The 23,566-nt window shown below is 64.1% G+C and carries 21 protein-coding genes and 1 pseudogene; 11 read left to right on the forward strand and 11 right to left on the reverse strand.

Annotated elements, in window-relative coordinates; genetic code table 11:
* Window positions 1-12 precede the first annotated feature (12 nt).
* Together D8W71_RS00960 and D8W71_RS00965 are read right to left on the reverse strand one after the other, a co-directional pair.
* Window positions 13-666, reverse strand: coding sequence for a GntR family transcriptional regulator (locus D8W71_RS00960; protein ID WP_121110193.1), 654 nt, complete (start codon window positions 664-666; stop codon window positions 13-15).
* The gene (locus D8W71_RS00965; RefSeq protein WP_121110195.1) at window positions 663-1,838 is read right to left on the reverse strand and encodes an acyl-CoA dehydrogenase family protein; all 1,176 of its coding nucleotides are present in this window, start codon (window positions 1,836-1,838) and stop codon (window positions 663-665) included. Before D8W71_RS00965 ends, D8W71_RS00960 begins: the two co-directional genes overlap by 4 nt.
* Before the next feature lie 138 nt (window positions 1,839-1,976).
* On the opposite strand from D8W71_RS00965, the gene D8W71_RS00970 reads away from it, so the two are divergent.
* Window positions 1,977-3,473 carry an aldehyde dehydrogenase family protein gene (locus D8W71_RS00970; protein ID WP_121118354.1) on the forward strand — a complete coding sequence of 499 codons (1,497 nt, stop codon included), beginning with the start codon at window positions 1,977-1,979 and terminating at the stop codon, window positions 3,471-3,473.
* A 2-nt stretch (window positions 3,474-3,475) separates the two neighbouring features.
* Window positions 3,476-4,402, forward strand: coding sequence for an oxygenase MpaB family protein (locus tag D8W71_RS00975; protein WP_121110197.1), 927 nt, complete (start codon window positions 3,476-3,478; stop codon window positions 4,400-4,402).
* Here the strand turns inward: D8W71_RS00975 and D8W71_RS00980 are convergent.
* Entirely contained in the window at window positions 4,352-5,413 is a 1,062-nt protein-coding gene (locus D8W71_RS00980; RefSeq protein ID WP_121118356.1) for an alpha/beta hydrolase, read from the reverse strand. The genes D8W71_RS00975 and D8W71_RS00980 overlap by 51 nt on opposite strands.
* Before the next feature lie 95 nt (window positions 5,414-5,508).
* On the opposite strand from D8W71_RS00980, the gene D8W71_RS00985 reads away from it, so the two are divergent.
* The gene (locus tag D8W71_RS00985) at window positions 5,509-6,453 is read left to right on the forward strand and encodes a DUF808 domain-containing protein (protein ID WP_121110199.1); all 945 of its coding nucleotides are present in this window, start codon (window positions 5,509-5,511) and stop codon (window positions 6,451-6,453) included.
* Here the strand turns inward: D8W71_RS00985 and D8W71_RS00990 are convergent.
* Complete coding sequence (locus D8W71_RS00990) at window positions 6,450-7,655, reverse strand: TetR/AcrR family transcriptional regulator (protein ID WP_121110201.1); 1,206 nt, start codon at window positions 7,653-7,655, stop codon at window positions 6,450-6,452. The two genes, D8W71_RS00985 and D8W71_RS00990, sit on opposite strands and share 4 nt — an antisense overlap.
* A 232-nt stretch (window positions 7,656-7,887) precedes the next feature.
* Here D8W71_RS00990 and D8W71_RS00995 point away from each other — a divergent pair, with 232 nt between their 5' ends.
* From D8W71_RS00995 to D8W71_RS01020, 6 genes and pseudogenes are all read left to right on the forward strand, one after another.
* Complete coding sequence (locus D8W71_RS00995) at window positions 7,888-8,670, forward strand: enoyl-CoA hydratase (protein WP_121110203.1); 783 nt, start codon at window positions 7,888-7,890, stop codon at window positions 8,668-8,670.
* A 3-nt stretch (window positions 8,671-8,673) separates the two neighbouring features.
* Window positions 8,674-10,217 (forward strand): annotated as a pseudogene (gene fadD5 / locus D8W71_RS01000) (fatty-acid--CoA ligase FadD5).
* 202 nt (window positions 10,218-10,419) lie between these two features.
* Entirely contained in the window at window positions 10,420-10,734 is a 315-nt protein-coding gene (mihF, locus tag D8W71_RS01005; RefSeq protein ID WP_026347388.1) for an integration host factor, actinobacterial type, read from the forward strand.
* A 58-nt stretch (window positions 10,735-10,792) separates the two neighbouring features.
* Window positions 10,793-11,275 (forward strand): cation:proton antiporter regulatory subunit, encoded by a 483-nt coding sequence (locus tag D8W71_RS01010; protein WP_121110205.1) that lies wholly within the window; start codon window positions 10,793-10,795, stop codon window positions 11,273-11,275.
* Window positions 11,276-11,277: 2 nt separating this feature from the next.
* Window positions 11,278-12,438, forward strand: a complete 1,161-nt coding sequence (locus tag D8W71_RS01015) for a cation:proton antiporter (protein ID WP_121110207.1) — start codon at window positions 11,278-11,280, stop codon at window positions 12,436-12,438.
* Window positions 12,439-12,498: 60 nt separating this feature from the next.
* Window positions 12,499-13,179 carry a GntR family transcriptional regulator gene (locus D8W71_RS01020; protein ID WP_201265219.1) on the forward strand — a complete coding sequence of 227 codons (681 nt, stop codon included), beginning with the start codon at window positions 12,499-12,501 and terminating at the stop codon, window positions 13,177-13,179.
* Window positions 13,180-13,253: 74 nt separating this feature from the next.
* On the opposite strand, the gene D8W71_RS01025 is transcribed toward D8W71_RS01020, so the two are convergent.
* Both D8W71_RS01025 and D8W71_RS01030 read right to left on the reverse strand, forming a co-directional pair.
* Complete coding sequence (locus tag D8W71_RS01025; RefSeq protein ID WP_121110211.1) at window positions 13,254-15,404, reverse strand: 3-hydroxyacyl-CoA dehydrogenase NAD-binding domain-containing protein; 2,151 nt, start codon at window positions 15,402-15,404, stop codon at window positions 13,254-13,256.
* 9 nt (window positions 15,405-15,413) lie between these two features.
* On the reverse strand, window positions 15,414-16,625 hold the full coding sequence (locus tag D8W71_RS01030; protein WP_121110213.1) for an acetyl-CoA C-acetyltransferase: 1,212 nt from the start codon (window positions 16,623-16,625) through the stop codon (window positions 15,414-15,416).
* A gap of 245 nt (window positions 16,626-16,870) precedes the next feature.
* On the opposite strand from D8W71_RS01030, the gene D8W71_RS01035 reads away from it, so the two are divergent.
* The gene (locus D8W71_RS01035) at window positions 16,871-17,113 is read left to right on the forward strand and encodes a hypothetical protein (RefSeq protein ID WP_121118358.1); all 243 of its coding nucleotides are present in this window, start codon (window positions 16,871-16,873) and stop codon (window positions 17,111-17,113) included.
* Between the two features lie 132 nt (window positions 17,114-17,245).
* Here D8W71_RS01035 and D8W71_RS01040 read toward each other — a convergent pair whose 3' ends face one another.
* The 4 genes from D8W71_RS01040 to phoU form a co-directional block, all read right to left on the reverse strand.
* Window positions 17,246-19,543, reverse strand: coding sequence for a DNA polymerase III subunit gamma and tau (locus D8W71_RS01040; protein WP_121110215.1), 2,298 nt, complete (start codon window positions 19,541-19,543; stop codon window positions 17,246-17,248).
* A gap of 75 nt (window positions 19,544-19,618) precedes the next feature.
* The gene (locus D8W71_RS01045) at window positions 19,619-20,194 is read right to left on the reverse strand and encodes an HhH-GPD-type base excision DNA repair protein (protein WP_201265220.1); all 576 of its coding nucleotides are present in this window, start codon (window positions 20,192-20,194) and stop codon (window positions 19,619-19,621) included.
* A gap of 36 nt (window positions 20,195-20,230) precedes the next feature.
* Window positions 20,231-21,034 carry a transglutaminase-like domain-containing protein gene (locus tag D8W71_RS01050; protein ID WP_121110217.1) on the reverse strand — a complete coding sequence of 268 codons (804 nt, stop codon included), beginning with the start codon at window positions 21,032-21,034 and terminating at the stop codon, window positions 20,231-20,233.
* 37 nt (window positions 21,035-21,071) lie between these two features.
* A complete protein-coding gene (gene phoU, locus D8W71_RS01055; RefSeq protein ID WP_121118362.1) occupies window positions 21,072-21,725 on the reverse strand; it encodes a phosphate signaling complex protein PhoU in 654 nt (217 codons plus the stop codon).
* Window positions 21,726-21,893: 168 nt separating this feature from the next.
* Here phoU and D8W71_RS01060 point away from each other — a divergent pair, with 168 nt between their 5' ends.
* Window positions 21,894-22,223: a YnfA family protein gene (locus D8W71_RS01060; RefSeq protein WP_121118364.1), complete on the forward strand. Its 330-nt coding sequence runs from the start codon at window positions 21,894-21,896 to the stop codon at window positions 22,221-22,223.
* Between the two features lie 19 nt (window positions 22,224-22,242).
* Here the strand turns inward: D8W71_RS01060 and D8W71_RS01065 are convergent, their stop codons facing one another.
* Entirely contained in the window at window positions 22,243-23,550 is a 1,308-nt protein-coding gene (locus D8W71_RS01065) for a lipase family protein (RefSeq protein ID WP_236077659.1), read from the reverse strand.
* Window positions 23,551-23,566 lie beyond the last annotated feature (16 nt).

Here is a 23,566-nt window from a genome sequence, read left to right on the forward strand (position 1 = left end):
ATGTATTTTCGTTCACATGGAGCGGAACGCGACCAAACGCTCGGCCCCGTCGACGAACTGTCGACGCATGAGCTCCCCGACCGACTCGATGTCACCCCACGTGAACGCCGCGATCAACGCGTCGTGACTGCGTACGGATTCTTCTCCCCACGCCGGATCCGATGCGTAGAGCCTTGCGGGCGTGTAGCGGATTGCTCCGAACAGGAACCACGCCAGCTTCTTTCCGCCCGCAACCTTGTTGATGAACCGGTGGAATTCGAATTCGCAGGCCTCGACAGCCTCGACGTCGGCCCTCGACACAGAATCACGCAGTAACGCGTTGAGTGCGCTCAGCTGCTCGATCTGAGCGGGTGTGATGATCCGGGCTGCACGCCGAGCGAGTTTGCTGGCGATGGTGCCCTGCAACCAGAAGATGTCCTCGATGTCTTCGCGACAGAGCCCGCCTACGCGGTAGCCACGATTGGGCACCTGTTCGACGAGCCCTTCCCCGCGAAGGGTCACCAGCGCCTCACGCACTGGAGTGGCACTGACGCCCAGTTCGGCCGCTGTCTCTTCGAGGCGGACGAACGAGCCCGCGGCCAGCACCCCGGACATGATCTGACCGCGCAAGTGAGTCGCGACGTCCTCCGACAGCTGTGGTCGCCGTGTCAGCCCCGTCGCGGTCACAGCCCGTAGGTCTTGCCGATGATGTCGCGTTGAATCTCGTTGGTACCGCCGTAGATCGACGACACGAGTGTGGTGCGTACGTGCTTTTCCATGTCGAATTCGGTGGCGTAACCGTAGCCGCCCATCATCTGCATTCCTTCGAGTGCGACCTTCTTGGCGGTTTCGGTCAGCTTCAACTTCGCCATCGACGCTTCGCGGGGAAACAGCATCCCCGGGTTCTCGTCGACGAGCCTGGCGACGTGGTAAACCAGCAGACGGCCACATTCGATCTCGGTCGCAAGATCAGCCACGCGGTGGCGCAACGCCTGGAACGTACCGACGGGGCGTCCGAACTGCTTACGCTGGGTGATGAATGCCAACGTGTCGTCGAACGCTCTCTGCGCGGTGCCGAGCATCATCGCCGCGAGGATCAGCCGCTCGATGTTCAGGCCCGTCATCAGCTGTGACCAGCCCTGACCTTCGACGCCGATCACCGCGTCCTCGGGAAGATGACAATCGGTGAAGTAAAGGTCGTTGACCTCTTTGCCGCCCATGGTGTCGATCCCGACGATGGACAGACCCTCGATATCGGCGGGCACATCGAACATCGTCAGGCCCTCATGCTTACCTTCGCCGCGGTCTTGTCGGGTCACTCCGCCGGCTGCGCTCCTGCCCGTCCTCGCGACGAGCAGGATCCGATCCGCGAAATGCGCGTTCGAGCACCAGGTCTTCTGCCCGTTGATCAGCCAACCCCCGTCCATCTTCTCCGCCTTGCAGCTCAGATTGCCGACGTCCGAGCCTGCCTCGGGCTCGGACATCGAGATCGAGTAGCACTTGCCCTCGACGATTCCGCCCAGTACGGCGCGCTTCTGCGATTCGGTGCCGAACTTGTCGTACGCCGCGCCAGTGATCAGGGTCGGTCCGATTCCGCCGATCGGCGCCATCCCCTTGGCTGCTTGCTCGAGCAGGATGCACAGGTCCACGGTGCTGCCGCCTGCACCGCCGAACTCCTCGTCTACCGTGGCGCCGATCCAGCCGGAACCGGCCATCTTCTCGTAGAGGGCCTGGTTGTGGCTGTGTTTTCCGTGATCGGTCAGTGCATCACGCTGCTCGCGGGTGCCCGCCTCGCGAGCACAGAACGCCTCGACGGCCTTCGCGAACGACGCTTGCTCCGGGGTGAAGTCCGTACTCATGATGTGCTCCAGACGGTAGGGGCCCGGACGGCAACCGAGGGGTTGTCTTCGGTGGGATGCGGCGCATAGTGTGAGCTCCACGACAGTAAATCACATCAAATATATGTGATGCGATTTAAGACCAAGAGGAAGAAGTTCATGACGGACCAGGTCGTACAGACGAAAGCCCGCACCTTCGACAGCCTCGATCCACGGACGGGCGCCGTTCTCGCGAGCTACCCCATCACGGGCGAGACCGAGGTACACGCTGCCGTCGACCGAGCCCGGTCCGCGGCCCGCTGGTGGGACATTCAGGGCTTCACCGGACGTAAACGGTGGCTTCTCGAGTTCAAGAGTGCCATCGCCCGTGACGCGAAGAGTCTTGCCACCGTCATCGCAGCCGAAAGCGGCAAGCCCGACGAAGACGCCCTGCTCGAGGTCATGCTGGGGGTCGAACATATCGACTGGGCCGCACGGAATGCCGAGAAGATCCTCAAGCAGCGCAAGGTTTCCTCGGGACTGATCAGCCCCAACCAGGCTGCCTACGTCGGCTACCGGCCGTTCGGAGTAGTCGGCGTCATCGGACCGTGGAACTACCCGCTCTACACACCGATGGGATCGATCGCATACTCACTCGCCGCCGGAAACACAGTGGTGTTCAAGCCCAGTGAGCTCACCCCGGGAGTAGGCGTCTGGCTGGCCGAGAAGTGGGAATCACTCGCCGCCCCCCATCCGGTGTTCCAGACGGTCACCGGCGACGGTTCCACCGGCACTGCCCTGTGCACATCAGGCGTCGACAAGATCGCCTTCACCGGATCCACCGCAACAGCCAAGAAGGTCATGGCGACGTGCGCGCAATCCCTCACTCCCCTCGTCGCCGAATGCGGTGGCAAGGACGCGATGATCGTCGGCGCCGACGCGAACATCGATGCAGCCGTCGAGTTCGCGACGTTCGGAGCGATGGGCAATGCGGGACAGACCTGCGCGGGCGTCGAGCGGATCTACGTCGCCGCCCCGGTGTACGACGCCTTCATCGGAAAGCTGACGACGTCGGTCAAGGCTCTGAAGCCCGGCGGCGCAGGCACGTCGTCGTACGGCCCCATGACGCTCGGCAAACAGAGCGACATCGTGCGCTCGCAGATCGAGGACGCGCTGGCGAAGGGTGGCCGAGCGGTACTCGGCGGGCTGGAATCGCTGCACGGCCCGTACATCGATCCCGTCATTCTCACCGACGTACCCGAAACCTCCACCGCCATAACGGAAGAGACGTTCGGCCCGACAGTCGTCGTCAACAAGGTACGCGACCTCGACGAGGGCATCGAGCGGGCCAACGCGTCGTCCTACGGTCTCGGCGCTTCGGTGTTCACCAAGGACAACGCCGCCGGGCGCCGAGCAGCCGAGAAGCTCGACTGCGGCGTCGTCACCGTGAACTCGGTTCTCGGGTTCGCAGGAATTCCAGCTCTGCCGTTCGGCGGCACCGGCGACTCGGGCTTCGGACGCATTCACGGCGCCGACGGCCTGCGCGAGTTCAGCACCGTCAAATCGCTTGCCGTGCAGAGGTTTGCTGCGCCGCTGAATCTCCTGACGATGACGCGCAAGGCTCGTGACCTGAAGATTTCTGCGCTCGTCCTCAAGCTTCGCCACGGGAGAGGCTGAGAATGGAGCTCACGCCGAAGCGCGGCCGCTACGGCTGGCTTCGCCGAATCGAGGAACTGGACCCGGTATCGGACTGTCATGCCATTCACCGCATCACCGCCGGGTACGAGTTCCCCTGGGACTACCAACGGGCGCTCGAATTCGCGCTGTTCCGAACGTATTGCGTACCGACCATCTCGGCGTTGCTCGAGAAGACCGGCGAATTCGGGAATCGTCCACAGAAGCGGTACGACGACACTTCACTGCTGATGGCCGAGATACTCGAGCACGGGTACGACTCCGAGCGAGGGCGTGAGTCACTCCGGACCGTCAACCGGATGCACGGCAAGTACTCGATCAGTGGCGACGACATGCTGTACGTGCTGACGACGTTCATCTACGAGCCGATCGAATGGATCGACACCTACGGGTGGCGCAGGTTGCATCCCAAGGAACGGCTCGCGACGTTCCACTTCTACCGCCAGGTCGGAATCCGGATGGGCATCAAGAACATTCCGGAGTCCTACACCGAGTTCGCTCAGTTCAAGCTCGACTACGAAGAACGCACGTTCAGGTACACCGAAGACAACCACAAGGTCGGCACGTACACCCTCGACCTGTTCTGCTCATGGTTTCCGAAGGCCCTGCAGCCCGCGGTCCAGCAGGGCGTATATGCCCTGATGGACGATCGGATGGCAGGGGCGTTCGGGTTCCCCGCGGGCTCCCCGACGCTGCGAAAAGCGGCGGTGGCCGGCTTACGACTCAAAGCGCGCGGTGAACGTTTCATGCCGAAACGCCTTTCGTCACGCACCACCGATGACCCCGGGAATCACACCTACCCGGGCTACCCAGTGGGCTATCGACCCGAAGACCTAGGCGTCGCGACATGCCCTTTCTCGTCAGCTGAAAGCGCTGTCCGCCCACGCATCGAGCACACCGCGGAACTCTGACGACTGCGGCAGCGGAACGTAGATGTCGAATTGGGTCGCAGGCAGCGGACCGAGCTCCGACAGCAAGTGGGAACTGTTTGCGAACTTGGCGTAGTCGACATCGGTCCCGTCCAGCGCGTCGTACAACCCATCGATCTGGTCGCAAGAAACATTGAGGTCCTTCTCCGAACAGGTCAACAGGACCTTCGTCGACGACGGCAGCGTGGCTGCAATCTCACGAGCATCCACGGCGTCGACTTCGGTGAGGTATTTGGCGTTGATCTCTCGAATGCCGAGCGCGGACAGAGACGGATCATCCGGATACGGCAGCGGCCGATCGTTGCGGAGAGCGTCGACCGTCTCGGCCAGACGAGCACGTTCAGCGTCGGCAGCCTCCGGCGTCAGCTGACCAGCCGCAACTCCGTGGCGGAGGTTCGAGTCGATCTGAACCGTCAGCAGATCGAGGAAGCGCAACGCCGCGGGTTCGAGCAACCCGATCGGTCCGAAATCGGCACCTCGCTCCTTCAACGACAGTGCCGTCAACGTTCCCTCGCTGTGCCCGAGGACGGCAAGATCGTCGCCTGTGAACCCGGTTCGCTGACTCAACACCTCCAATGCCGCCTCGGCAGCGTCGATTCCGTCGACGAACCCGGGCGGGTCGCTCGGGTCGATGCCCGTCGCTCCTGTTCGGCCGCTGCCGACCTTGTCGAAGCGAAGTGTCGCGATGCCGCGCTCGGCCAAAGCGTCGGCGATGTACGCGAGCGTGTTGGGCGTGACACCGCCTGCCTGGTTTCCGTTGCGATCGGTGGGGCCGCTTCCGGGGATGAGCAAAGCGGCACCGCGGGGTTCACCGATCGGAGTACGCACACTGCCGTACAGCGTCGAACCGTTCGAGACGAACTCCACCTCGGAATCGAGGGAGCCGTCCGGTGACCACGGAACGTTGATCGGCGCGGCGGTCGCCGTCGCGCCACTCGCCAATACCAGTAGTGAGGCGGACAGTCCTGCTAGGAGATTTCTGGTCGGGGTCACGTGAGGAATGCTAACAATCATTCTTGACCAAAGCATTACCTAAGCAGGCGGTATCGTTCTACCGAACGCTGTGATCGATCAAGAGGAGGCCAGCAATGGCAGGTGGACTTGTTGCCCTGTTGGACGACGTCGCTGCGCTCGCGCGCCTGGCGGCCGCCTCGATCGACGACGTGGGCGCCGCGACAGGCAAGGCGACGGCCAAGGCAGCAGGCGTAGTGATCGACGACGCTGCCGTGACGCCTCAGTACGTGCGCGGCCTCGCTGCCGAGCGCGAGTTACCGATCATCAAGCGAATCGCGATCGGCTCGCTACGCAACAAGCTCCTCATCATCCTGCCGATAGCGCTGCTGCTCAGCCAGTTCCTGCCATGGCTTCTGACGCCGATCCTGATGCTCGGCGGTTGCTACCTCGCGTACGAGGCGGCCCACAAGATCTGGGGCGCGTTGTTCGGTCACGGTGACCACCACGCCGAGGCCGCAGACGAGCCGAGGGACGAAGACTCCGTCGTCTCCGGGGCCGTTCGGACCGACCTCATCCTGTCCGCCGAGATCATGGTCATCGCACTGGACACCATTGCCTCCGAGGGCTTCTGGAGTCGACTCATCATTCTCGCCGTCGTCGCCGTCGTCATCACCATCGTCGTCTACGGCGTCGTCGGCCTCATCGTCAAGATGGACGACATCGGTCTGAAACTCACCGAGACGTCGTCGGGCTTCGCCAAGAAGTTCGGACGCGGAATGGTCAACGCGATGCCGAAGGTGATGTCTTTCCTCAGCGTCGTCGGTACCGCAGCGATGCTGTGGGTCGGCGGCCATATCCTTCTGGTCGGCATCGACGAACTCGGCTTCCACCCGCTGTACGAGCTCGTCCACCACGGTGAAGAAGCAGTGCGCGGTGTCGCCGGGATCGGCCCGGTCCTCGCATGGATCGTCAACACCGTGGCGTCGGCCATTCTCGGTGCAATCGTCGGCGTGATTGTGGTCCTGGGTCAGCTCGGTGTCAGCAAGGTCCTGCACAAGCGAAAGGCCGCAGCCCACTAACCGAGGAGGGTGGTCAGCATCAGCCGGCGCACTCGTCCCGCAGGGCCGGGCGCGAGATCGAAGTGCACGAGTCTGCCCATGTCGAACACCAGTCCGAGCGCAGCGTGAACCAGAAACCTCGCCTGTACCGCAGGAACATCCGGGCGGGCCTCACACACCAGGTGGGCCCACTTCTCGATGTTGAGACGCTGGACATTGCGCAGCGACGAACGCTGCTCGGCCGGTAGATTTCCGATCTCAGCGAAGTACACTGCCATCAATTCGCTTTGCTCGAAGGACAATTCGACGTACAAGTACACCAGCGTCTCAATGGCTTCTTCGGGCGTCTTCGACTGAGCAAGCGCCTCGTCGAGAGCGACGGTCAACCTGTCGCTCGCACGACCGAACGCGGCGGCGAGCAGGTCGGCCTTACTGGCGAAGTGACGGTAGACGCTGGAGGCATTGATACCAGCGGCCGCACCGATGTCCTCGATGCTCACACTGTGGTACCCGTGCCGATAGAACAGCAGGATCGCCTCGTGGAGCAGCGTTTCCCGCTTCGAGTTGTGTGCGATCTCCGCCTTGCCCGGCGGCGGGGCGTCGACGCCCTCGGGCAGATCGGTCGCCAACACCTTCCGCGCAGTCGACAGCAGTAGGCTCTCGATCTGCTTGGCCGACAACACCGATCTGTGCGCCGTGATGCTCGCGACGACACTGATAGCCGCGGCAGCGATGGTGGACGCGTCTGCCTCGGACAGCTCGGGCCGCAGCTGCATCAGGGGCGCACGGACCCTCCCGTTCAAGATCGTGACCGACTGTCGCAGAGTGATTCGGTCGCCGGGAAGCAGATACCGACCCTCCCACCGATACAGCCCGCCGGTGCGTCGATTGTCGATGGTGGTGTCGATGACAGCCGTCATGACCGCATCGAGCTTGTCCCGTGGATCGGGACTATCGTCCAGATCGGTTGCGGCGAGCAATGTTCCGGACAACCGCATGACGGTGTGAACGAACAGGGCGTACTTCGTCGGAAAGTGCCGGTACAGAGCAGGCCCGGAGATGCCGAGTGTCGCGGCGATATCGTCGATCCCCACTGCGTGATAGCCGCGCTCACTGAACGCCTCGGCTGCAGCCGTCAGGATCTGCGCCTTTCGATCCTTCGGCCGTCGCCGCGGAGTGACCGGTAGCGCCCCGGCCCCGGTGCTGCGGCGTGCGTTCGTCATCGTTCACCTCCCCCTACCCACCTGCGCGTGATCGCTCCGACAGTCCAGATTACTCGCCGCGGCGCACCGCGCTGCCGGCGTTGGCGTCGAGCCAGGTGAATCTACCCCCAGGCAACCCGACCATGTCGTGGATTCCTTGACATTCCAGATGATTCGAGTGCTAAGTTAGCCGCAATTCGCATTCTGCTCGTGTTCGCTCCACCGAAGAAACTTCGACCGAACGGCTTCCGTCATGACAGCTCCAGGGCTTCGAACCGATTTGTCCGACGGCATACTGCGCGTCACCATCGATCGACCGGCACGACTCAACGCACTCGACGACGCCACCTGCTCCGCGATCATCGACACACTGCTCACCGGTACCGCCGATGCGCGGGTGGTTGTGCTCACCGGCAGCGGCAGCTCGTTCAGCGCCGGCGCCGACATCGTCGACATGGCAACCGATACACCCGTCGACGAGCGCGCGGCAACCGAAGCAGCAGAGCACACGATGCGCCGCGCGGGCGCGTTGGTTTCCTCGATCATTTCGTGCCCACTACCGGTGATCGCGCAGGTGAACGGCCCTGCAGTCGGGATCGGAGCGTCGATCGCATTGGCGTCGGATCTCATCTACGCGAGCGAGGACGCCTACTTCCTGTTCGCCTTCGCGGGGATCGGACTGATGCCCGACGGAGCGAGCAGCCTCCTTGTTCCCGCCGCCATCGGACGCGCACGAGCGAGCGCGCTGATGCTCCTGGCCGAGCGGATGCCCGCCTCGGAGGCACTCGCGGTGGGACTGATCAACGACGTAGTGCCCGCGTCCGAGCTGAGTGACCGCGTCGAGAAAGTGGCGAAGAAACTGCTCAGAAGTCCGCGGCGTGCACTCGAGCTCACCAAGAAGTCCCTCACCGGTTCGACCCTGTCGTTGCTCGACGACGCTTTGCGCCGCGAAACCGAGGGGCAGATCGAATTGCTGACATCCCCCGAATTCGTCTCGCGCATAACCGCATTCGCATCGATGCAGAAGAGGACATAGACAATGCTCGACGAACCACAGCGCTCCCGCGCCAACAACTGGAACAACCAGGTTCGACGCCATGCGCTGATGCAACCCGACGCCGTCGCGCTGCGATTTCAGGGCGTGTCGATCTCGTGGGCGCAACTGGCCGATCGTGTGAGTCGGTTCGCGGGTGTCCTGAGCCGACGAGGGATCGGCTCGGGAGACCGCGTACTGATTCTGATGCTCAACCGGCCCGAGTATCTCGAAGCCGTACTCGCCGTCAATGCACTCGGCGCGCTGGCCGTCCCGGTCAACTTCCGCATGACACCGCCGGAAGTGGCGTTCCTCGCGCGCAACAGCGGCTCACGCATCGTGGTCACCGACGACACCCTGTCACCCTCGCGGATGCGGTTGCAGCACAGGTCGATTCGCTGGAGGCAGCCATCGTCGTCGGCGAGAAGTACGAAGCCCTCCTCGCCGAGTCGGAGCCGGCCGACGCCGTCGACGTGCCCGACGACGCACCCGCGCTCATCATGTACACCTCGGGCACCACGGGCAGGCCCAAGGGCGCGGTATTGACCCACGCGAACATGCAGGCGCAGGCACTGACCTGTATTCGAGCACTGCAAATGCACGGCGCCTCAGAGGTCGGATTCTGCGCATCACCGATGTTCCACATAGCAGCACTCGGCTCTCTCGCGCCGAGTCTTCAACTGGGCATACCGACCGTGATCTACCCGGTCGGCGCATTCGACCCGGCCACGCTTCTCGACGTGCTCGCCGCCGAGGGTGTGACCACGCTGTTCCTCGTTCCCGTGCAATGGCAGGCCATGTGCGCCGAGCAGTCGCGACGGCCCAGGGACCTCAGCCTTCGCGTCATCTCCTGGGGCGCGGCACCGGCGTCGGACACGATCTTGAAAGCCGTGGCCGCAACGTTTCCCGCGGCGCTCAATGTCGCCGTGTTCGGCCAAACCGAGATGTCGCCCATCACGTGCGTTCTCGACGGCGAGGACGCGGTGCGCAAACTCGGGTCCGTCGGACGCGTCATACCCACCATTTCCGCGCGCGTGGTCGACGACGAGATGAACGACGTCGCCCTGGGTGAGATCGGCGAAATCGTCTACCGCGGGCCGACTCTCATGCAGGAGTACTGGGAGAATCCCGACGCCACCGCCGATGCCTTCCACGGGGGTTGGTTCCACTCGGGCGATCTCGTTCGACAGGACGACGAAGGTTTCGTGTTCGTCGTCGACCGCAAGAAAGACATGATTATTTCCGGCGGCGAGAACATCTACTGCGCCGAGGTGGAGAACGTGCTGTTCGAGCATCCTCGGATCCTCGAGGCCGCGGTCATCGGCCGAGCCGACGACAAGTGGGGCGAGGTTCCCGTCGCCGTCGTCGCTCTGCACGACAGTGCGGACAGCCCAGACCTGACGCTCGACGAACTGCTCGTGTGGCTCGGCGACCACCTTGCCCGGTTCAAACACCCCAAGGAACTCGTCGTCGTCGACGCGCTCCCCCGCAATGCCAGCGGAAAAGTCGTGAAAGTTGCACTACGCAAGTCCCATGGCGGTCGGTCCTAGGCCGCCCTCCTTGGGCCCAACTGCTGGTCGGGGCACACCCGGATTCGCAAAGCACGTAGCCTGACGGGGAAGGAACGGTGGCTCTCATCGAATGACACGCGTGTTGGTTCGATAGATTGTCGGAGCCACCAGGCACGATGCAAGAGGGTCGAAGACCACGTCAACAAAGCGACGGGGTCACCACAATCGAGGAGAACAGGCCATGGCTTTACCAGTATTGACTCCGGAACAGCGCACCGCGGCTCTCGCCAAGGCTGCCGAGGCACGCACTGCCCGGTCGAAGCTGCTGGCCGCCGTCAAGTCCGGCGAGCTCAGCGTCGCTGACGTTCTCGCGAAGGCCGAGAACGACGAAATCGTCAAGAAGACCAAGGTGTCCGCCCTGATCAAGGCACTTCCGGGTGTCGGTTCGGTGCGCGCCGCTCAGCTGCTCGAGCAGCTGTCCATCGCAGATACCCGCCGCATCGGTGGCCTCGGCGCAAACCAGCGTGAGGCACTGCTGGCGGCTGTCGCGTCCTGATATAGGACTTCTACGACTTGCAGGGTTTCTACACACTCGTCGGGGTTAGCATTCCCCCATGAACGTCGAAGTGACCCTGCTGCCCGGGATCGGGGTGCGGAAGGATTTCGCCCTCGCATCCGGGCGTCGCATCGGAGTCATCACTCGGAAAGACGGCGCGAACGAGCTCATCGTCTCGCGCAAAGATGACCCCGACGCAACACAGGCGTCCATCACCCTGAGCAATGAGGAAGCGGCGGCGCTGGGCAATCTGCTCGGCACGCCGCAACTCATTGCTCAGCTCGGGGAAGAACATCGCGATCTCCCCGGAATCAACACTCGCCAGCTCCCCATCAGGCAAAGCTCGCGATTCGACGGCCGAACTCTCGGCGACACCGCCATGCGCACCAAGACCGGCGTGTCCATCGTCGCCGTCATGCGCGCCGGCCAGGTGCAACCGTCGCCCACTCCCGACTTCACACTTTCAGCCGGCGATCTGCTGGTCGCTGTTGGTACAGCAGACGGACTCGACGCAGCAACCAAATTGCTCGGCAATCACTGACGATGGCGGAAAGCGCGCTCGCTCTCACCGAGCTCGGCGCCGTGTTCTTCGCACTGGGGTTACTCGCGCGCCTCGCGGGCAAGATCGGCGTATCCCCCATTCCGTTCTACCTGCTCGGTGGCCTTGCTTTCGGCAACGGAGGCTTCGTCACGCTCGGCGGTATCGACGAGTTCAGCGAAATCGCCAGCGAGATCGGCGTCATCCTTCTGCTGTTGCTGCTCGGGCTCGAGTACACCGCGACCGAGCTCGTAACCGGCCTACGCAGGTCGTGGTTGGCGGGCATCGTCGACATCGTCCTCAACTTCGCACCGGGGGCCGTTGTCGCGCTCCTGCTCGGATGGGGCGGCGTCGGAGCACTCGTACTCGGCGGCGTCACATACATCTCGTCGTCGGGAATCATCGCGAAAGTTCTCACCGACCTCGGCCGGCTGGGTAACCGCGAGACGCCCGTCGTGTTGTCGATTCTGGTGTTCGAGGACCTCGCGATGGCGATCTACTTGCCGATCTTGACAGCCGTCCTCAGCGGCGTCAGCTTCCTCGGTGGTCTCGAAGCGCTCGGAATCTCGCTGTTCGTCATCACGTTCGTACTGGTGGTAGCCCTGCGGTACGGCAGGTTCGTCTCGGCGATCGTCGACAGCCCCGACCGCGAGGTCGTCCTGCTCAAGGTCCTCGGATCGGCCCTACTGGTCGCCGGAATTGCGTCGGAACTGCAGGTGTCCGCAGCTGTCGGTGCCTTCCTGCTCGGTATCGCGATCTCGGGGTCGACGGCCGACAACGCAACCAGGGTGCTCGAACCTCTTCGGGATTTGTTCGCGGCGATGTTCTTCGTAGTGTTCGGGCTTGCTACCGATCCCGCGACCATTCCCCCGGTCCTCGGCTGGGCCGTCGTGTTGGCCGTCGTCACCACCATCACCAAGGTGATGACGGGGGCCTGGGCTGCGAAACGTCAGGGCATCGGCAGACCGGGACGATTACGAGCAGGCGCCGCGCTCGTCGCGCGAGGAGAGTTCTCGATCGTCATCGCGGGGCTCGCAGTCGCAGCCGGGGCGGTGGAAGGCGAGCTCGCCGCCCTCGCCACCGCGTACGTGCTGCTCATGGCGGTACTCGGGCCGGTGGCCGCGCGGGTGGTCGAGCCGTTGGGCCGCTTCACCACCCGTGCGTGAAGAGACACCGCCGGACGTAACTACGCGCGCACGGGCGGCGTCGCCGCATAAGCTGATCGAATGGCTCAGAGGCGTCGACCGGTATCGAACAGTGCACCGACACTGCGCCGACGCCCCCAGTTGTCGGAGGACGTCGCCAACCACGTCCGTCACATCGTCATGTCCGGCGAAGTTCGGCCAGGGGACTTCATCAGGCTCGACGAGACGGCCGCGGAACTGGGAGTCAGTGTGACGCCAGTCCGGGAGGCATTGCTGACACTTCGCGGCGAGGGAATGGTCGAGCTCGTTCCGCATCGTGGGTACGTCGTCTCTCCGCTGACGCCGGACGACATCGTCGACATCTTCTGGCTTCAAGGCCAGATCGCAGTCGAGCTGGTGCGGCGGGCGGCGCCGAAGATCACCGAGGACGTGATCGCTGAGCTCGAGAAGTTCAACGCATCGTTGGCCACGGCGGTGGAGAAGAATCAGGCCGAGGAAGTCGAACTCAGCGAATTCGAGTTCCACCGCGTCCTCAACCGACTGACCGGTGCGAACAAGCTCGCCTGGTTTCTCAACAATGCGACCCGCTACACCCCAACCCGGCTCTACGCCTCGGATCCGGACTGGGGCCGCGCCGCGGTCCGCAATCACACGGACCTGATCGACGCCCTTCGCGTCGGTGACGTCGAGCTGGCGTGTTCTCTCACGCGCCAGCAGTTCACCGACGGGGCCGAACGCTTGATAGAGCATCGGGGCGCTTGACCCCGGCGGCTCTCATGCCAGTGGCGTGGTGAAGTGCCCCAGAGGGCACTCGACCACGCCACTGGGCAGTGTTGCTAGCGCAGAGAATCAGGCGCGGTGAAACGCTCGCCGTACTTCGCAGCCAGGTCGTCGGCACGCTTCACGAAGCCCGCCTGCCCACCGGGGTAACCGACGATGTACTGGTGGACGCCACCGGTCCAGGCCGGGTAACCGATGCCGAAGATCGAGCCGATGTTGGCATCAGCGGTGGTGTTCAGGACACCCTCGTCGAAGCATTTCTGGGTCTCGATGGCCTCGATGAACAGCATGCGCTCGATCAGATCCTCGAACGGGATCTCGGCCGAGCCCGACTTGAAGGCATCACGCAGACCCGGCCACAGACCGGTGCGCTTGCCGTCGGCGTACTCGTAGAAGCCCGCACCCTTCGCCTTCGACGGACGCTCGAACTCGTCGACCATCTTGTCGATGACGGCGCCTGCCGGATCCTCGGGAGGAGTTCCGCCTGCCGCCTTGATTGCGTCGTAGGTTTCCTTGCGGATCTTCTGCATCAGGTTGAGCGTCAGCTCGTCGGACAGCTGCAGAGGTGCTGCTGGGTAGCCGGCCTGCAGACCTGCTTGCTCGATTGTCGACGGCTCGACGCCCTCGCCCAGCATCGAGATGGCCTCGTTGATGAACGTCCCGATAACGCGAGAGGTAAAGAATCCGCGGCTGTCGTTGACGACGATCGGAGTCTTCTTGATGATCTGCACCAGGTCGAAGGCCTTGGCCAACGCAGCGTCCGACGTGTTGTCGCCGCGGATGATCTCCACGAGCGGCATCTTGTCGACGGGTGAGAAGAAGTGGATTCCGATGAAGTCTTCCTGACGCTTCACGCCCTTCGCGAGGCTCGTGATAGGAAGCGTGGAGGTGTTGGAACCGAGCAGCGCCGTCGGGTCGACGAGGTCCTCGATCTCCTGGAAGACCTTCTGCTTGAGCTCCTCGGACTCGAAGACTGCCTCGATGACGAGGTCTGCGCCCTCGACGTCCTTGGCGTCCGCGGTCGGATGGATACGTGCCAGCAGCGCGTCGGACTTCTCCTGCGTCGTCTTGCCACGCGAGAGTGCCTTGGCCTCGATGGCCTCGGAGTACGCCTTGCCCTTCTGCGCGGACTCGAGCGCGACATCCTTGAGCACGACGTCGATTCCGGCCTTGGCACAGACGTACGCGATACCGGCGCCCATCATGCCTGCACCGAGAACGGCCACCTTCGTGAACGTCGTCTTCTCGATGCCGTCCGGACGCGACTTGCCCGCGTTGATCGCCTGCAGGTCGAAGAAGAACGCCTGGATCATGTTCTTCGAGACCTGGCCGGTGACGAGCTCGGTGAAGTACCGCGACTCGATGGTCGACGCGTTGTCGAAGTCGACCTGAGCGCCTTCCACCGCGGCCGCGAGAATCGCACGCGGCGCCGGCATCGGCGCACCCTTGATCTGCTTGCGCAGGTTCGACGGGAACGCAGGCAGAACCGCAGCCAACTTCGGGTTCGACGGGGTGCCGCCGGGGATCTTGTAACCCTTGACGTCCCACGGTGCGACGCCACCCTCGGGGTTGGCCTTGATCCATGCCTTGGCTGCGGGCACGAGTGCGTCGACGCTGTCGACGAGTTCGTGCACGAGGCCGATTTCGAGTGCCTTCTCGGGACGGAATCGGGTGCCTTGCGCAAGCACCGTCATGAACCCGTTCTGGATACCGAGCAGACGCGTGATGCGGGTGACTCCGCCGCCGCCGGGCAGCAGACCGAGGGAGACCTCGGGCAGTCCGAGCTGGACGCCGGAAACGTTCGCCGCGATGCGGTGATGCGTAGCGAGCGCGATTTCCAAGCCGCCGCCGAGCGCAGCGCCGTTGATCGCGGCCACGACGGGCCTGCCCAGCTTCTCGATGCGTCGCAGCTGAGCTTTGACTTCCTGAACCTCGTCGAACACGCGCTGCGCGTCCTCGGGCTGCGCGGTGATGAGGCTGTTGAGGTCACCGCCTGCGAAGAACGTCTTCTTCGCGGACGTGATGACGACGCCGTTGACGGTGTCGATTTCGGCTTCGAGCCGGTCGACGGTCGCGCCCATCGAGTCCTTGTAGATCTGGTTCATCGTGTTGGCGCTGGAGTTCGGGTCATCGAGCGTCAGTACGACGATGCCGTCGGAATCCTGGTCCCACTTGATCATGTTTGTGGCGGTTTCAGTGTTTGTCATGTCTCAGCCTCAGACTCGCTCGATGATGGTGGCAACGCCCATGCCGCCGCCGATGCACAGGGTGATGAGGGCGTACCGGCCGCCGCGCCGCTCGAGCTCGTCGAGCACGGTTCCGGTGATCATGGCGCCGGTGGCACCGAGTGGGTGGCCCATCGCGATGGCGCCGCCGTTGACGTTGAGCTTCTCGTTCGGGATCTGAAGATCCTTCTGGAAGCGGAGGACGACGGATGCGAACGCCTCGTTGAGCTCGAAGAGATCGATGTCGTCGACGGTCAATCCTGCGGTCGCGAGGACCTTCTTCGACGCGGGTGTCGGGCCCGTCAGCATGATCGTCGTGTCGGCGCCGGAGGTGGCGGTCGCGACGATGCGTGCACGCGGAACCAGGTTCAGGTCCTTGCCTGCCTGCTCACTACCGACGAGCACGAGGGCTGCGCCGTCGACGATGCCCGAGCTGTTGCCGCCGGTGTGGACGTGATCGATCTTCTCGATCCAGTGGTACTTCTGGAGAGCGACGTCGTCGAATCCGCCCATCGCGGCAATGCCGGTGAAGGCCGGGTTGAGCTTGCCGAGCGATTCGACGGTAGTGCCCGGACGCATGTGCTCGTCCTGGTCGAGGATGAGCAGGCCGTTCTGATCGGTGACGGGTACGACCGACTTGGCGAAGTAGCCACCCGACCATGCTGCGGCGGCGCGCTCCTGCGACTGCACGGCGTAGGCGTCGACATCTTCGCGGCTGAACCCCTCGATCGTCGCGATGAGATCGGCACCGATGCCCTGCGGAGCGAAGTAGGTGTCGTAGTTGGTGGCCGGGTCCATTGCCCAAGCTCCGCCGTCGCTGCCCATGGGAACGCGGGACATCGACTCGACGCCGCCTGCGATCACGAGTTCGTCCCACCCGGAACGCACCTTCTGCGCAGCCAGGTTGACGGCTTCGAGGCCCGAGGCGCAGAAGCGATTGAGCTGGAATCCACCGACGGTGTCCGGCATCTTCGCCGCGAGTACCGCAGTACGCGCGATGTCGGCGCCCTGGTCACCCACGGGAGACACGACGCCGAGAATCAAGTCGGAGATGCGGTTCTCGTCCAGGTCGGGAAATCTACGACGGAGTTCGTCGATCAAACCGGTGACCAGAGAAATCGGCTTCACCGAATGCAGCGAGCCGTTCTTCCCCTTGCCACGCGGGGTCCTGATGGCTTCGTAAATGAACGCTTCTGTAGTCACAGCGCGGTCGTCCTTCCACGTACTTCAAGGTTCGGCGGCACCACCCGGCGCCGCAGGACGCGAGGAATACACCTCGGCTTCCCTCAGATTAGAACGCGTTGCATTGACTTGTAAGGACCGAAACGAGCGCGGTCCGTGACCGGTTCGTTCGTTTGGGTTCGACCGGAGCGGGGTAGAACTATCCTCGCCACTGGGGGGGCATGGAGTGGAGCCTGGAGATGTACTCGGGCTTGGCAGCAACGGAGATGATGACCATGGACACCCACAAGCCGTTTGCGGTCGGCGCTACCGTCAAGGTGCGCTACAGCTCCGACCAATCGATTCCTCGCGATCAATGGTCCAAGGAATTGGGCGTGATCAAGGAAGACTTCGGCGAGCAGATGGCGGACGTGTCCGGGCGGACCTGGGCTCTGGCCCACCGCTACGCCGTCGCGTTGGACGACGGTCGTCTGGTCTTCGTCGACCCGGACGACATCGAAGCGTCCTGACGCCGATCTTTTCGGGGGAGCTAGCACCCCTGTTGCCGAGCTGACACACCTTCTACGACGCGAACAGGTGTGCCAGGTCCGCAAAAAGGGTGTCAGGTCGACAACGGGTGTGTCAGGTCTGGGGCCAGCGACTCATTCCTTGAGGGGCGTCGCACCCAACTGTGTTTGAAGTAGCTCCATCGCCACAGTCTCCGGATCACGCCTGATCGACGGATCGGCCGGCTCGGCTGCAGCCTTCATCAGCTCTTCTTCGTCCTCGGGTGTCTCCGGCGGCGGCGGTCCGGCCGGCTCGGGGTCATCCGGGTAGTCGGGAGCCTCGGGCGGAGGAATGTCGTCGTACGACGAGCCGTCGCCTGCCGAGCCGAACGCATCGTCCGTCGTCCGGGCAGGTTTGTTGCTCTGGCTCGGACGGGAGAACTTGGTCGGCGGAGTTTTCGGGGCCTCTGGTGCCCCTTTCGTCACCGGTGCTTCTCCCGCCGGTGCAGCTGCTCCGACGACACACGTCACTGCCCAATCGACTCCGAAGACATCCTTGAGCGCGTCCCTGATGACGTCGGCGTTCCGAGCCTCCTGAAGCCGCTTGGCCAGTGGCGCCGAATCGTGGCCCAGAGTGATGGAATCTGCGTCCACCGCTCGTACCGACGCGCCCGACAACATCACCTCGACAGTCCTACTCCGCTCGCGCACCTTGCCGCGCACCTCGGACCAGACCGCTCGTACCGCAGCAGCATCAGGCTGGTTCGACGCCGCAACGGGCTCGGGCTGGGGTTCCGGTTCGGGTTGGGGTTCCGGAACCAACGATGGCGCCGGCTCTGGCTCCGGTGCAGGTGCAGGCTCAGGTGTCGAGACGGGCTGAGGCTCGGGCTCCGCGACAGACTCCGACGTCGGTTCAGCCTCGGGTGTCGGTTCAGGCTCCGGTGCCGGGACAGGTTCAGGCGTAGGTGCAGGCTCCGGCGTAGGCGCAGGCTCCGGCGTAGGCGTAGGCGCAGGCTCCGGCGTAGGCGCAGGCTCCGGCGTTGGGACGGGCCGAGGTGCAGGCTCCGGCTCCGGCTCGGGGACGGACGCGGGTGGTGGCGTCGGGACAGTTGCGGCAGGAGGCGTCGGGACAGTTGCGGCAGGAGGCGCAGCGGGAGGCGGCGACGGTTCCTCGGCGGCCCGCTGAGAGGGACGCACGAATTTGACCGGGGTGTCGTCGACGGGAGCCGCAGCAGTGGGTTCGGCCCGCCGCGGCGACGCGATCTGATCGACGGCAGCCTGCTCACCGGCGGGGAGCGTGACGTCGAGACGTCGCTCCAAGCGCTCCAGCCGTTGCAGCACAGCCGATTCGGCGTCCGACGCGGACGGCAGAAGCATGCGCGCACACATGACCTCGAGCAACAGGCGCGGCGCCGTCGCCCCGCGCATCTCACCGAGACCCGCGTGGATGATTTCGGCATAGCGAGCCAGCGTGGCGGACCCGATACGTTCGGACTCGTCGCGCAGGCGCTCGAGGACGTCACCGGGTACGTCGACGAGACCTCGCTCCCCTGCGTCGGGAACCGCCCGCATGAGAATCAGGTCGCGGAGCCGTTCGAGGAGGTCCGTCGCGAACCGCCTGGGGTCGTGACCTGCGTCGACAACCTTGTCGACGGTACCGAACAGGGAGCCACCGTCACCGGCTGCCAGAGCGTCGACGGCTTCGTCGATGAGCGCGACGTCGGTGACTCCGAGCAGCGACAACGCACGCGGGTACGTGACGCCTTCTGGGCCGGCACCGGCGAGGAGTTGATCGAGGACGCTGAGCGAGTCGCGCGGCGAGCCACCCCCGGCTCGGATCACCAACGGATAGACCGGATCCTCGACGGCAACGCTCTCCTGAGCGGTGATTTTTTCCAACAAGCCGCGCATGGTCGAGGGCGGCAGCAAGCGGAACGGATAGTGGTGCGTCCTGGACCTGATGGTCGGCAACACCTTTTCGGGCTCGGTCGTCGCGAAGATGAAGACCAGATGCTCCGGCGGTTCCTCGACAACCTTCAGCAGCGCATTGAAGCCTGCCGTCGTGACCATGTGGGCCTCGTCGATGATGAAAATGACGTAGCGCGATTCGGCGGGCGCGTAGACCGCTTTGTCTCGCAGATCCCTGGCGTCGTCGACGCCGCCGTGGCTTGCCGCGTCCATCTCGACGACGTCGAGGTTTCCTGGGCCTCCCGGCGCGAGGGCTACACACGAGTTGCAGACACCGCACGGAGTCGACGTCGGCCCTTCGGCGCAGTTGAGCGAGCGCGCGAGGATGCGCGCCGACGAGGTCTTTCCGCAACCGCGAGGCCCGGAGAAGAGGTACGCGTGATTGATCCGGTTGGAGTTGAGCGCAACACTCAACGGCTCGGTGACGTGCTCCTGTCCGACGACCTCAGCGAACGTCGCAGGACGGTACTTCCGGTAGAGAGCCACGGAAGGAGGGTACCGGCGCGCACCGACACCGGCATCAATGCCCCGTGGATCTTCTCGGCGAGAACGGCGGGGCGATCACTTGTTCTTCGCAGCCGCCTTCGCGGCCTTCTTGAACTCGCGAACTTCGAGGAGAGATTTCTCGTCGACGACGTCGGCGATCGAGCGTCGTGACCCGTCGTCGCCGTATGCGCCTGCAGCCTTGCGCCACCCGTCGGGTGTTACGCCCATCTGCTTTCCGAGCAGCGCCAGGAAGATCCGAGCTTTCTGGTCTCCGTACCCGGGCAATGCTTTCAAGCGCTTCAGTACCTCGGCGCCGTCGGGATCCTCGCGTCGCCAGATCTGGTCGGGTTTGCCGTCGTAGTTTTCGACGATGAACTCGGCGAGACCCTGAATCCGTTTGGCCATCGATCCTGGGAACCGATGCACGGCAGGCGTTGTCGCGCACACGGCGGCGAATTCCTCCGGGTCGGCTCGGGCGATGGTGTCGACCTTCAGGTCGCCGAGCCGGTCGACCAGCTTCTTCGGCCCGGCGAACGCCGACTCCATCGGAACCTGCTGATCCAACAGCATCCCGATGAGCAGTGCGAACGGGTCCTCGGCCAACAGTGCGTCGGCTTCTGCGTCACCGGTCAAGTGCAGTGTGGGAGACATGGCACCGATCATGCCACCGCCTCGATCTCGAGCCACCTAGGTGATGGACACCAACTGCGTGATGTCGTCGAACGGGAGCGGTCCGTCGACGACTGCGCCGACGATCGCGCTGTTCAACGTGATCGAGCCACCGTGGTTGTCGAGGAATGCGGTGTCCGCAGCGTCACGACCGGTCGCGATACGCACGAGTGTCGACCGAGGTGCGAGGCAGGTGGCGTCGACGACCCGCCATTGACCCTCGACGAAAGCCTCGGCGACCGCGTGGAAATCCATCGGATCGCAGCCGGGCGCGTAGACCGCAACGAGCCGCGCCGGAACGTTGACTGCCCGCAACAACGCCACGACGAGATGCGTGTAGTCCCGGCAGACTCCGGCGCCGGCAAGAAGGGTGTCGACTGCACCGTCGATCGGATCACTGCTGCCAGGGACGTAGCTGAGCCTGGCGCCGACCCAGGACGACACCTCCGCGAGCAGCTTCTCCGACGGCGCGTAGGACCCGAATTCCGTGGCCGCGAAGCCGAAGAACTTGTCCGCCTCCGCGTACCGGCTCGGCCGCAGGTAGAGCGACAGATCGTAGTCCGATACAGGTGCGGGGTCGGTGTTGCCGTAGATCGTCGCCGAGTAGGAGACCTCCAGCTTGCCGACGCCTGCGTGCAGCTTGTGGATACGGGTGCCGTGCGCACCGCTGATCTCCTGGACTTCCACCGGCTGCCCGTCGAGTGTGAACGACAGCGCTTCCCATACGTCGGTGCCGGGGTGCGGTGCCACGGCAATCTGGAATTCGAGAGTGCTTGCCTCGGTGACATCCACGTCGAGGTAGGCCGAGACGTCTCGTTTCATCGTGCTGATCCTGCCATCAGTCGGAGCTTTGTGCTGATCAAGCTGATTCGGATCGAAATTCTCCCGTGACGAGAAAGATGACGCGCTTGGCGACCTCGACGGTGTGATCGGAATAGCGCTCGTAGAAGCGGCCGAGCAGAGTGGTGTCCACCGCTGCGGGGACACCGTGGGGCCAGTCGTCGGATGCCGTGAGCGCGAACAAGCTTCGATGCAGCTCGTCCATTTCCTCGTCGGCGGTCTTCAGTTCTGCCGCCAAGCCGGTGTCGCGGGTCAGCAAGACTTCTCTCGTCGCTTCGGCCTGTTCGACTGCGACGCGGCCCATCTCGGCGAAGACCGCTTCGACCTCGGGCGGCAGCACGTGTGCCGGATGGCGCCGACGGGCTAGCTCGGCAATATGAATGGCCAGACCACCCATTCGCTGCAGATCCGCAACTATGTGAATACCGCTCACCATGATGCGAAGATCGAGAGCGACCGGAGCCTGAAGCGCCAGGAGCGAAAATGCCTTGTGTTCCCAGTCCAACGCCAGTGCGTCGATGTCCTCGCGGCTGGTGATGGTCTGCTCGGCCAGCGCGAGGTCGGCGTTCAACAGCGCAGCGGATGCAGACGCCATAGCCTGCTCGGCGAGTTTGCACATCTCGGCCAGATCCGACCGCACCGAGTCGAGCTTGTCGTTGTAGTTCTCACGCACGACGGAACCTTCTGTTCGGTCGCACTCGACACAGCCGAGCCGAAGCCGCGCGCTGTCCTCCCGCATTCACCATGTGAACCAAGTTCCTCACCGTCGCCCGCCCGACCGTCATTACCCCGGGTTGCATCTTTCTACACTCGACGGCACTACGTGGGATCGTTGCACACCATGACGGTACTGAAGTCGATCATGCTGTTCGGAGTTGCGGCGGTCTTCGAGATCGGCGGCGCGTGGTTGGTATGGCAGGGCATCCGTGAACACCGCGGGTGGATCTGGGTCGGGTCAGGCGTCATCGCGCTCGGTCTGTACGGATTCGTCGCGACGCTTCAGCCCGACGCCAACTTCGGCCGCATCCTCGCTGCCTACGGCGGCGTGTTCGTCGCGGGCTCACTGGTGTGGGCCATGGTCGCCGACGGTTTCCGCCCCGACAGGTGGGACATCGTCGGCGCGACGGTCTGTCTCGTCGGCGTCGGAGTGATCATGTACGGCCCGCGCTGAGAACACGGGCCGTTCTCGGTCAGCAGTTGGTCGGTGCCGGCACTCCGTAGAAACGGTCTTTCATCCAGTTCTGGGCCTCACCGAGTCCAAGGATGTCCGGGATGAGGTGCCCTGCACCAGAACCCGGGACGATGGCCGGCACCTGAGCTGCGCTCAGTTGGACTGTTGCACCTTTGTCGCACCAATCGGCAGCTAGCCCTACGGCCTGACCGTGCGGAACGATGTCGTCGGAGGTACCCGACTGAATCAGCACAGGTGCGGTGGGCGTGCGTTCACCGATCTTGTTCTTGGCCAGTATCTCCTGAGCCTTCGGCAACCGGTCCAGCACGATCGACATCGGCTCACCCGTATTGGTGTACTCCCGTGTGTTGTGCAGACCGACGGTCAGAATCGTCTCGCCGACACACTGATTCGCGACCTGATTCAACATCGCCCGTCCAGCGTCGTTGATGTTCTCGTCGAGGAGTTGCTGAAGATCCGGATCGGAGTTGAGCAGACCGTTCAGCGTGTACCCGACGACTCCGGTGAGGATTGTGCCGTCGACCTGATCGAGGGTCTGTTTCAGGTCGGCAGGCGGCGCGCCTGCGTACGTGCCCACGAGGTCCAGTTCGGGGGCGTACTCACCCGCCAACTCAGCTGCCGCAGCGGTGGCGCCGCCGCCCTGGGAGTAACCGTAGGTTCCGACGGGTCCGTCGGCGGTGATCTTCGTGCCCTGCAGACGCTGGGCGGCGCGAGCCGCGTCGAGCACTGCATGGGCTTCGGAGGCGCGGTTGACGTAGGTGTGGGCGCCCGGCGTTCCGAGGCCCTCGTAGTCGGTGATCACGACGCCATAGCCTTGCGACAGTAGCGAATACGCGGCCAGGACCTCGTACTCGACCATCGCGCCGAGCGGTGGCGTGTAGGTGATGAGACGGTTGAGCATTCTCGACGGCGCGCACTGGTCACCCTGGCCCTGAGTTCCCGGCGCCAGTACGACGAGAGGGCGCGGGCCTGGGCCTGTCCACTCGGCTGCGGGATCGATGTACGTTCCGGTGACGGCATTGGGCGCATCGTTGGAGTCGGTGCTGCGGTACATGATTCGAGTCGCCACGCCGGGGAGCTGCCCTCCGATACCGGGTACGGAGAGCGCGAGGGGCGACGGTTCGGTTCGGATGACGTCACCCGGCGAACCCGCAGGCAGCGGACTGGGCGGATTGTAGAAATCCGATTCGCCAGTGGAACCCGTCGACGATCCGGATGGCGGCTGCGCCGACGCCAACGGCGTCATCACCGTCGCTGCCACCAACGCGGCACCGATCGCAGTTCCCAATACCCGTGACACTCGCATGCTGTAGACCCCCGGA

Source organism: Rhodococcus sp. P1Y, from assembly GCF_003641205.1.
Classification (GTDB): domain Bacteria; phylum Actinomycetota; class Actinomycetes; order Mycobacteriales; family Mycobacteriaceae; genus Rhodococcoides.

Coding starts and splice junctions, on each gene's coding strand:
- D8W71_RS00965 (WP_121110195.1), bottom strand. CDS start 1,838: ATGAGTACGGACTTCACCCCGGAGCAAGCGTCGTTCGCGAAGGCCGTC.
- D8W71_RS00970 (WP_121118354.1), top strand. CDS start 1,977: ATGACGGACCAGGTCGTACAGACGAAAGCCCGCACCTTCGACAGCCTC.
- D8W71_RS00975 (WP_121110197.1), top strand. CDS start 3,476: ATGGAGCTCACGCCGAAGCGCGGCCGCTACGGCTGGCTTCGCCGAATC.
- D8W71_RS00985 (WP_121110199.1), top strand. CDS start 5,509: ATGGCAGGTGGACTTGTTGCCCTGTTGGACGACGTCGCTGCGCTCGCG.
- D8W71_RS00990 (WP_121110201.1), bottom strand. CDS start 7,655: ATGACGAACGCACGCCGCAGCACCGGGGCCGGGGCGCTACCGGTCACT.
- D8W71_RS00995 (WP_121110203.1), top strand. CDS start 7,888: ATGACAGCTCCAGGGCTTCGAACCGATTTGTCCGACGGCATACTGCGC.
- mihF (WP_026347388.1), top strand. CDS start 10,420: ATGGCTTTACCAGTATTGACTCCGGAACAGCGCACCGCGGCTCTCGCC.
- D8W71_RS01010 (WP_121110205.1), top strand. CDS start 10,793: ATGAACGTCGAAGTGACCCTGCTGCCCGGGATCGGGGTGCGGAAGGAT.
- D8W71_RS01015 (WP_121110207.1), top strand. CDS start 11,278: ATGGCGGAAAGCGCGCTCGCTCTCACCGAGCTCGGCGCCGTGTTCTTC.
- D8W71_RS01020 (WP_201265219.1), top strand. CDS start 12,499: ATGGCTCAGAGGCGTCGACCGGTATCGAACAGTGCACCGACACTGCGC.
- D8W71_RS01025 (WP_121110211.1), bottom strand. CDS start 15,404: ATGACAAACACTGAAACCGCCACAAACATGATCAAGTGGGACCAGGAT.
- D8W71_RS01035 (WP_121118358.1), top strand. CDS start 16,871: ATGATGACCATGGACACCCACAAGCCGTTTGCGGTCGGCGCTACCGTC.
- D8W71_RS01045 (WP_201265220.1), bottom strand. CDS start 20,194: ATGTCTCCCACACTGCACTTGACCGGTGACGCAGAAGCCGACGCACTG.
- D8W71_RS01050 (WP_121110217.1), bottom strand. CDS start 21,034: ATGAAACGAGACGTCTCGGCCTACCTCGACGTGGATGTCACCGAGGCA.
- D8W71_RS01060 (WP_121118364.1), top strand. CDS start 21,894: ATGACGGTACTGAAGTCGATCATGCTGTTCGGAGTTGCGGCGGTCTTC.
- D8W71_RS01065 (WP_236077659.1), bottom strand. CDS start 23,550: ATGCGAGTGTCACGGGTATTGGGAACTGCGATCGGTGCCGCGTTGGTG.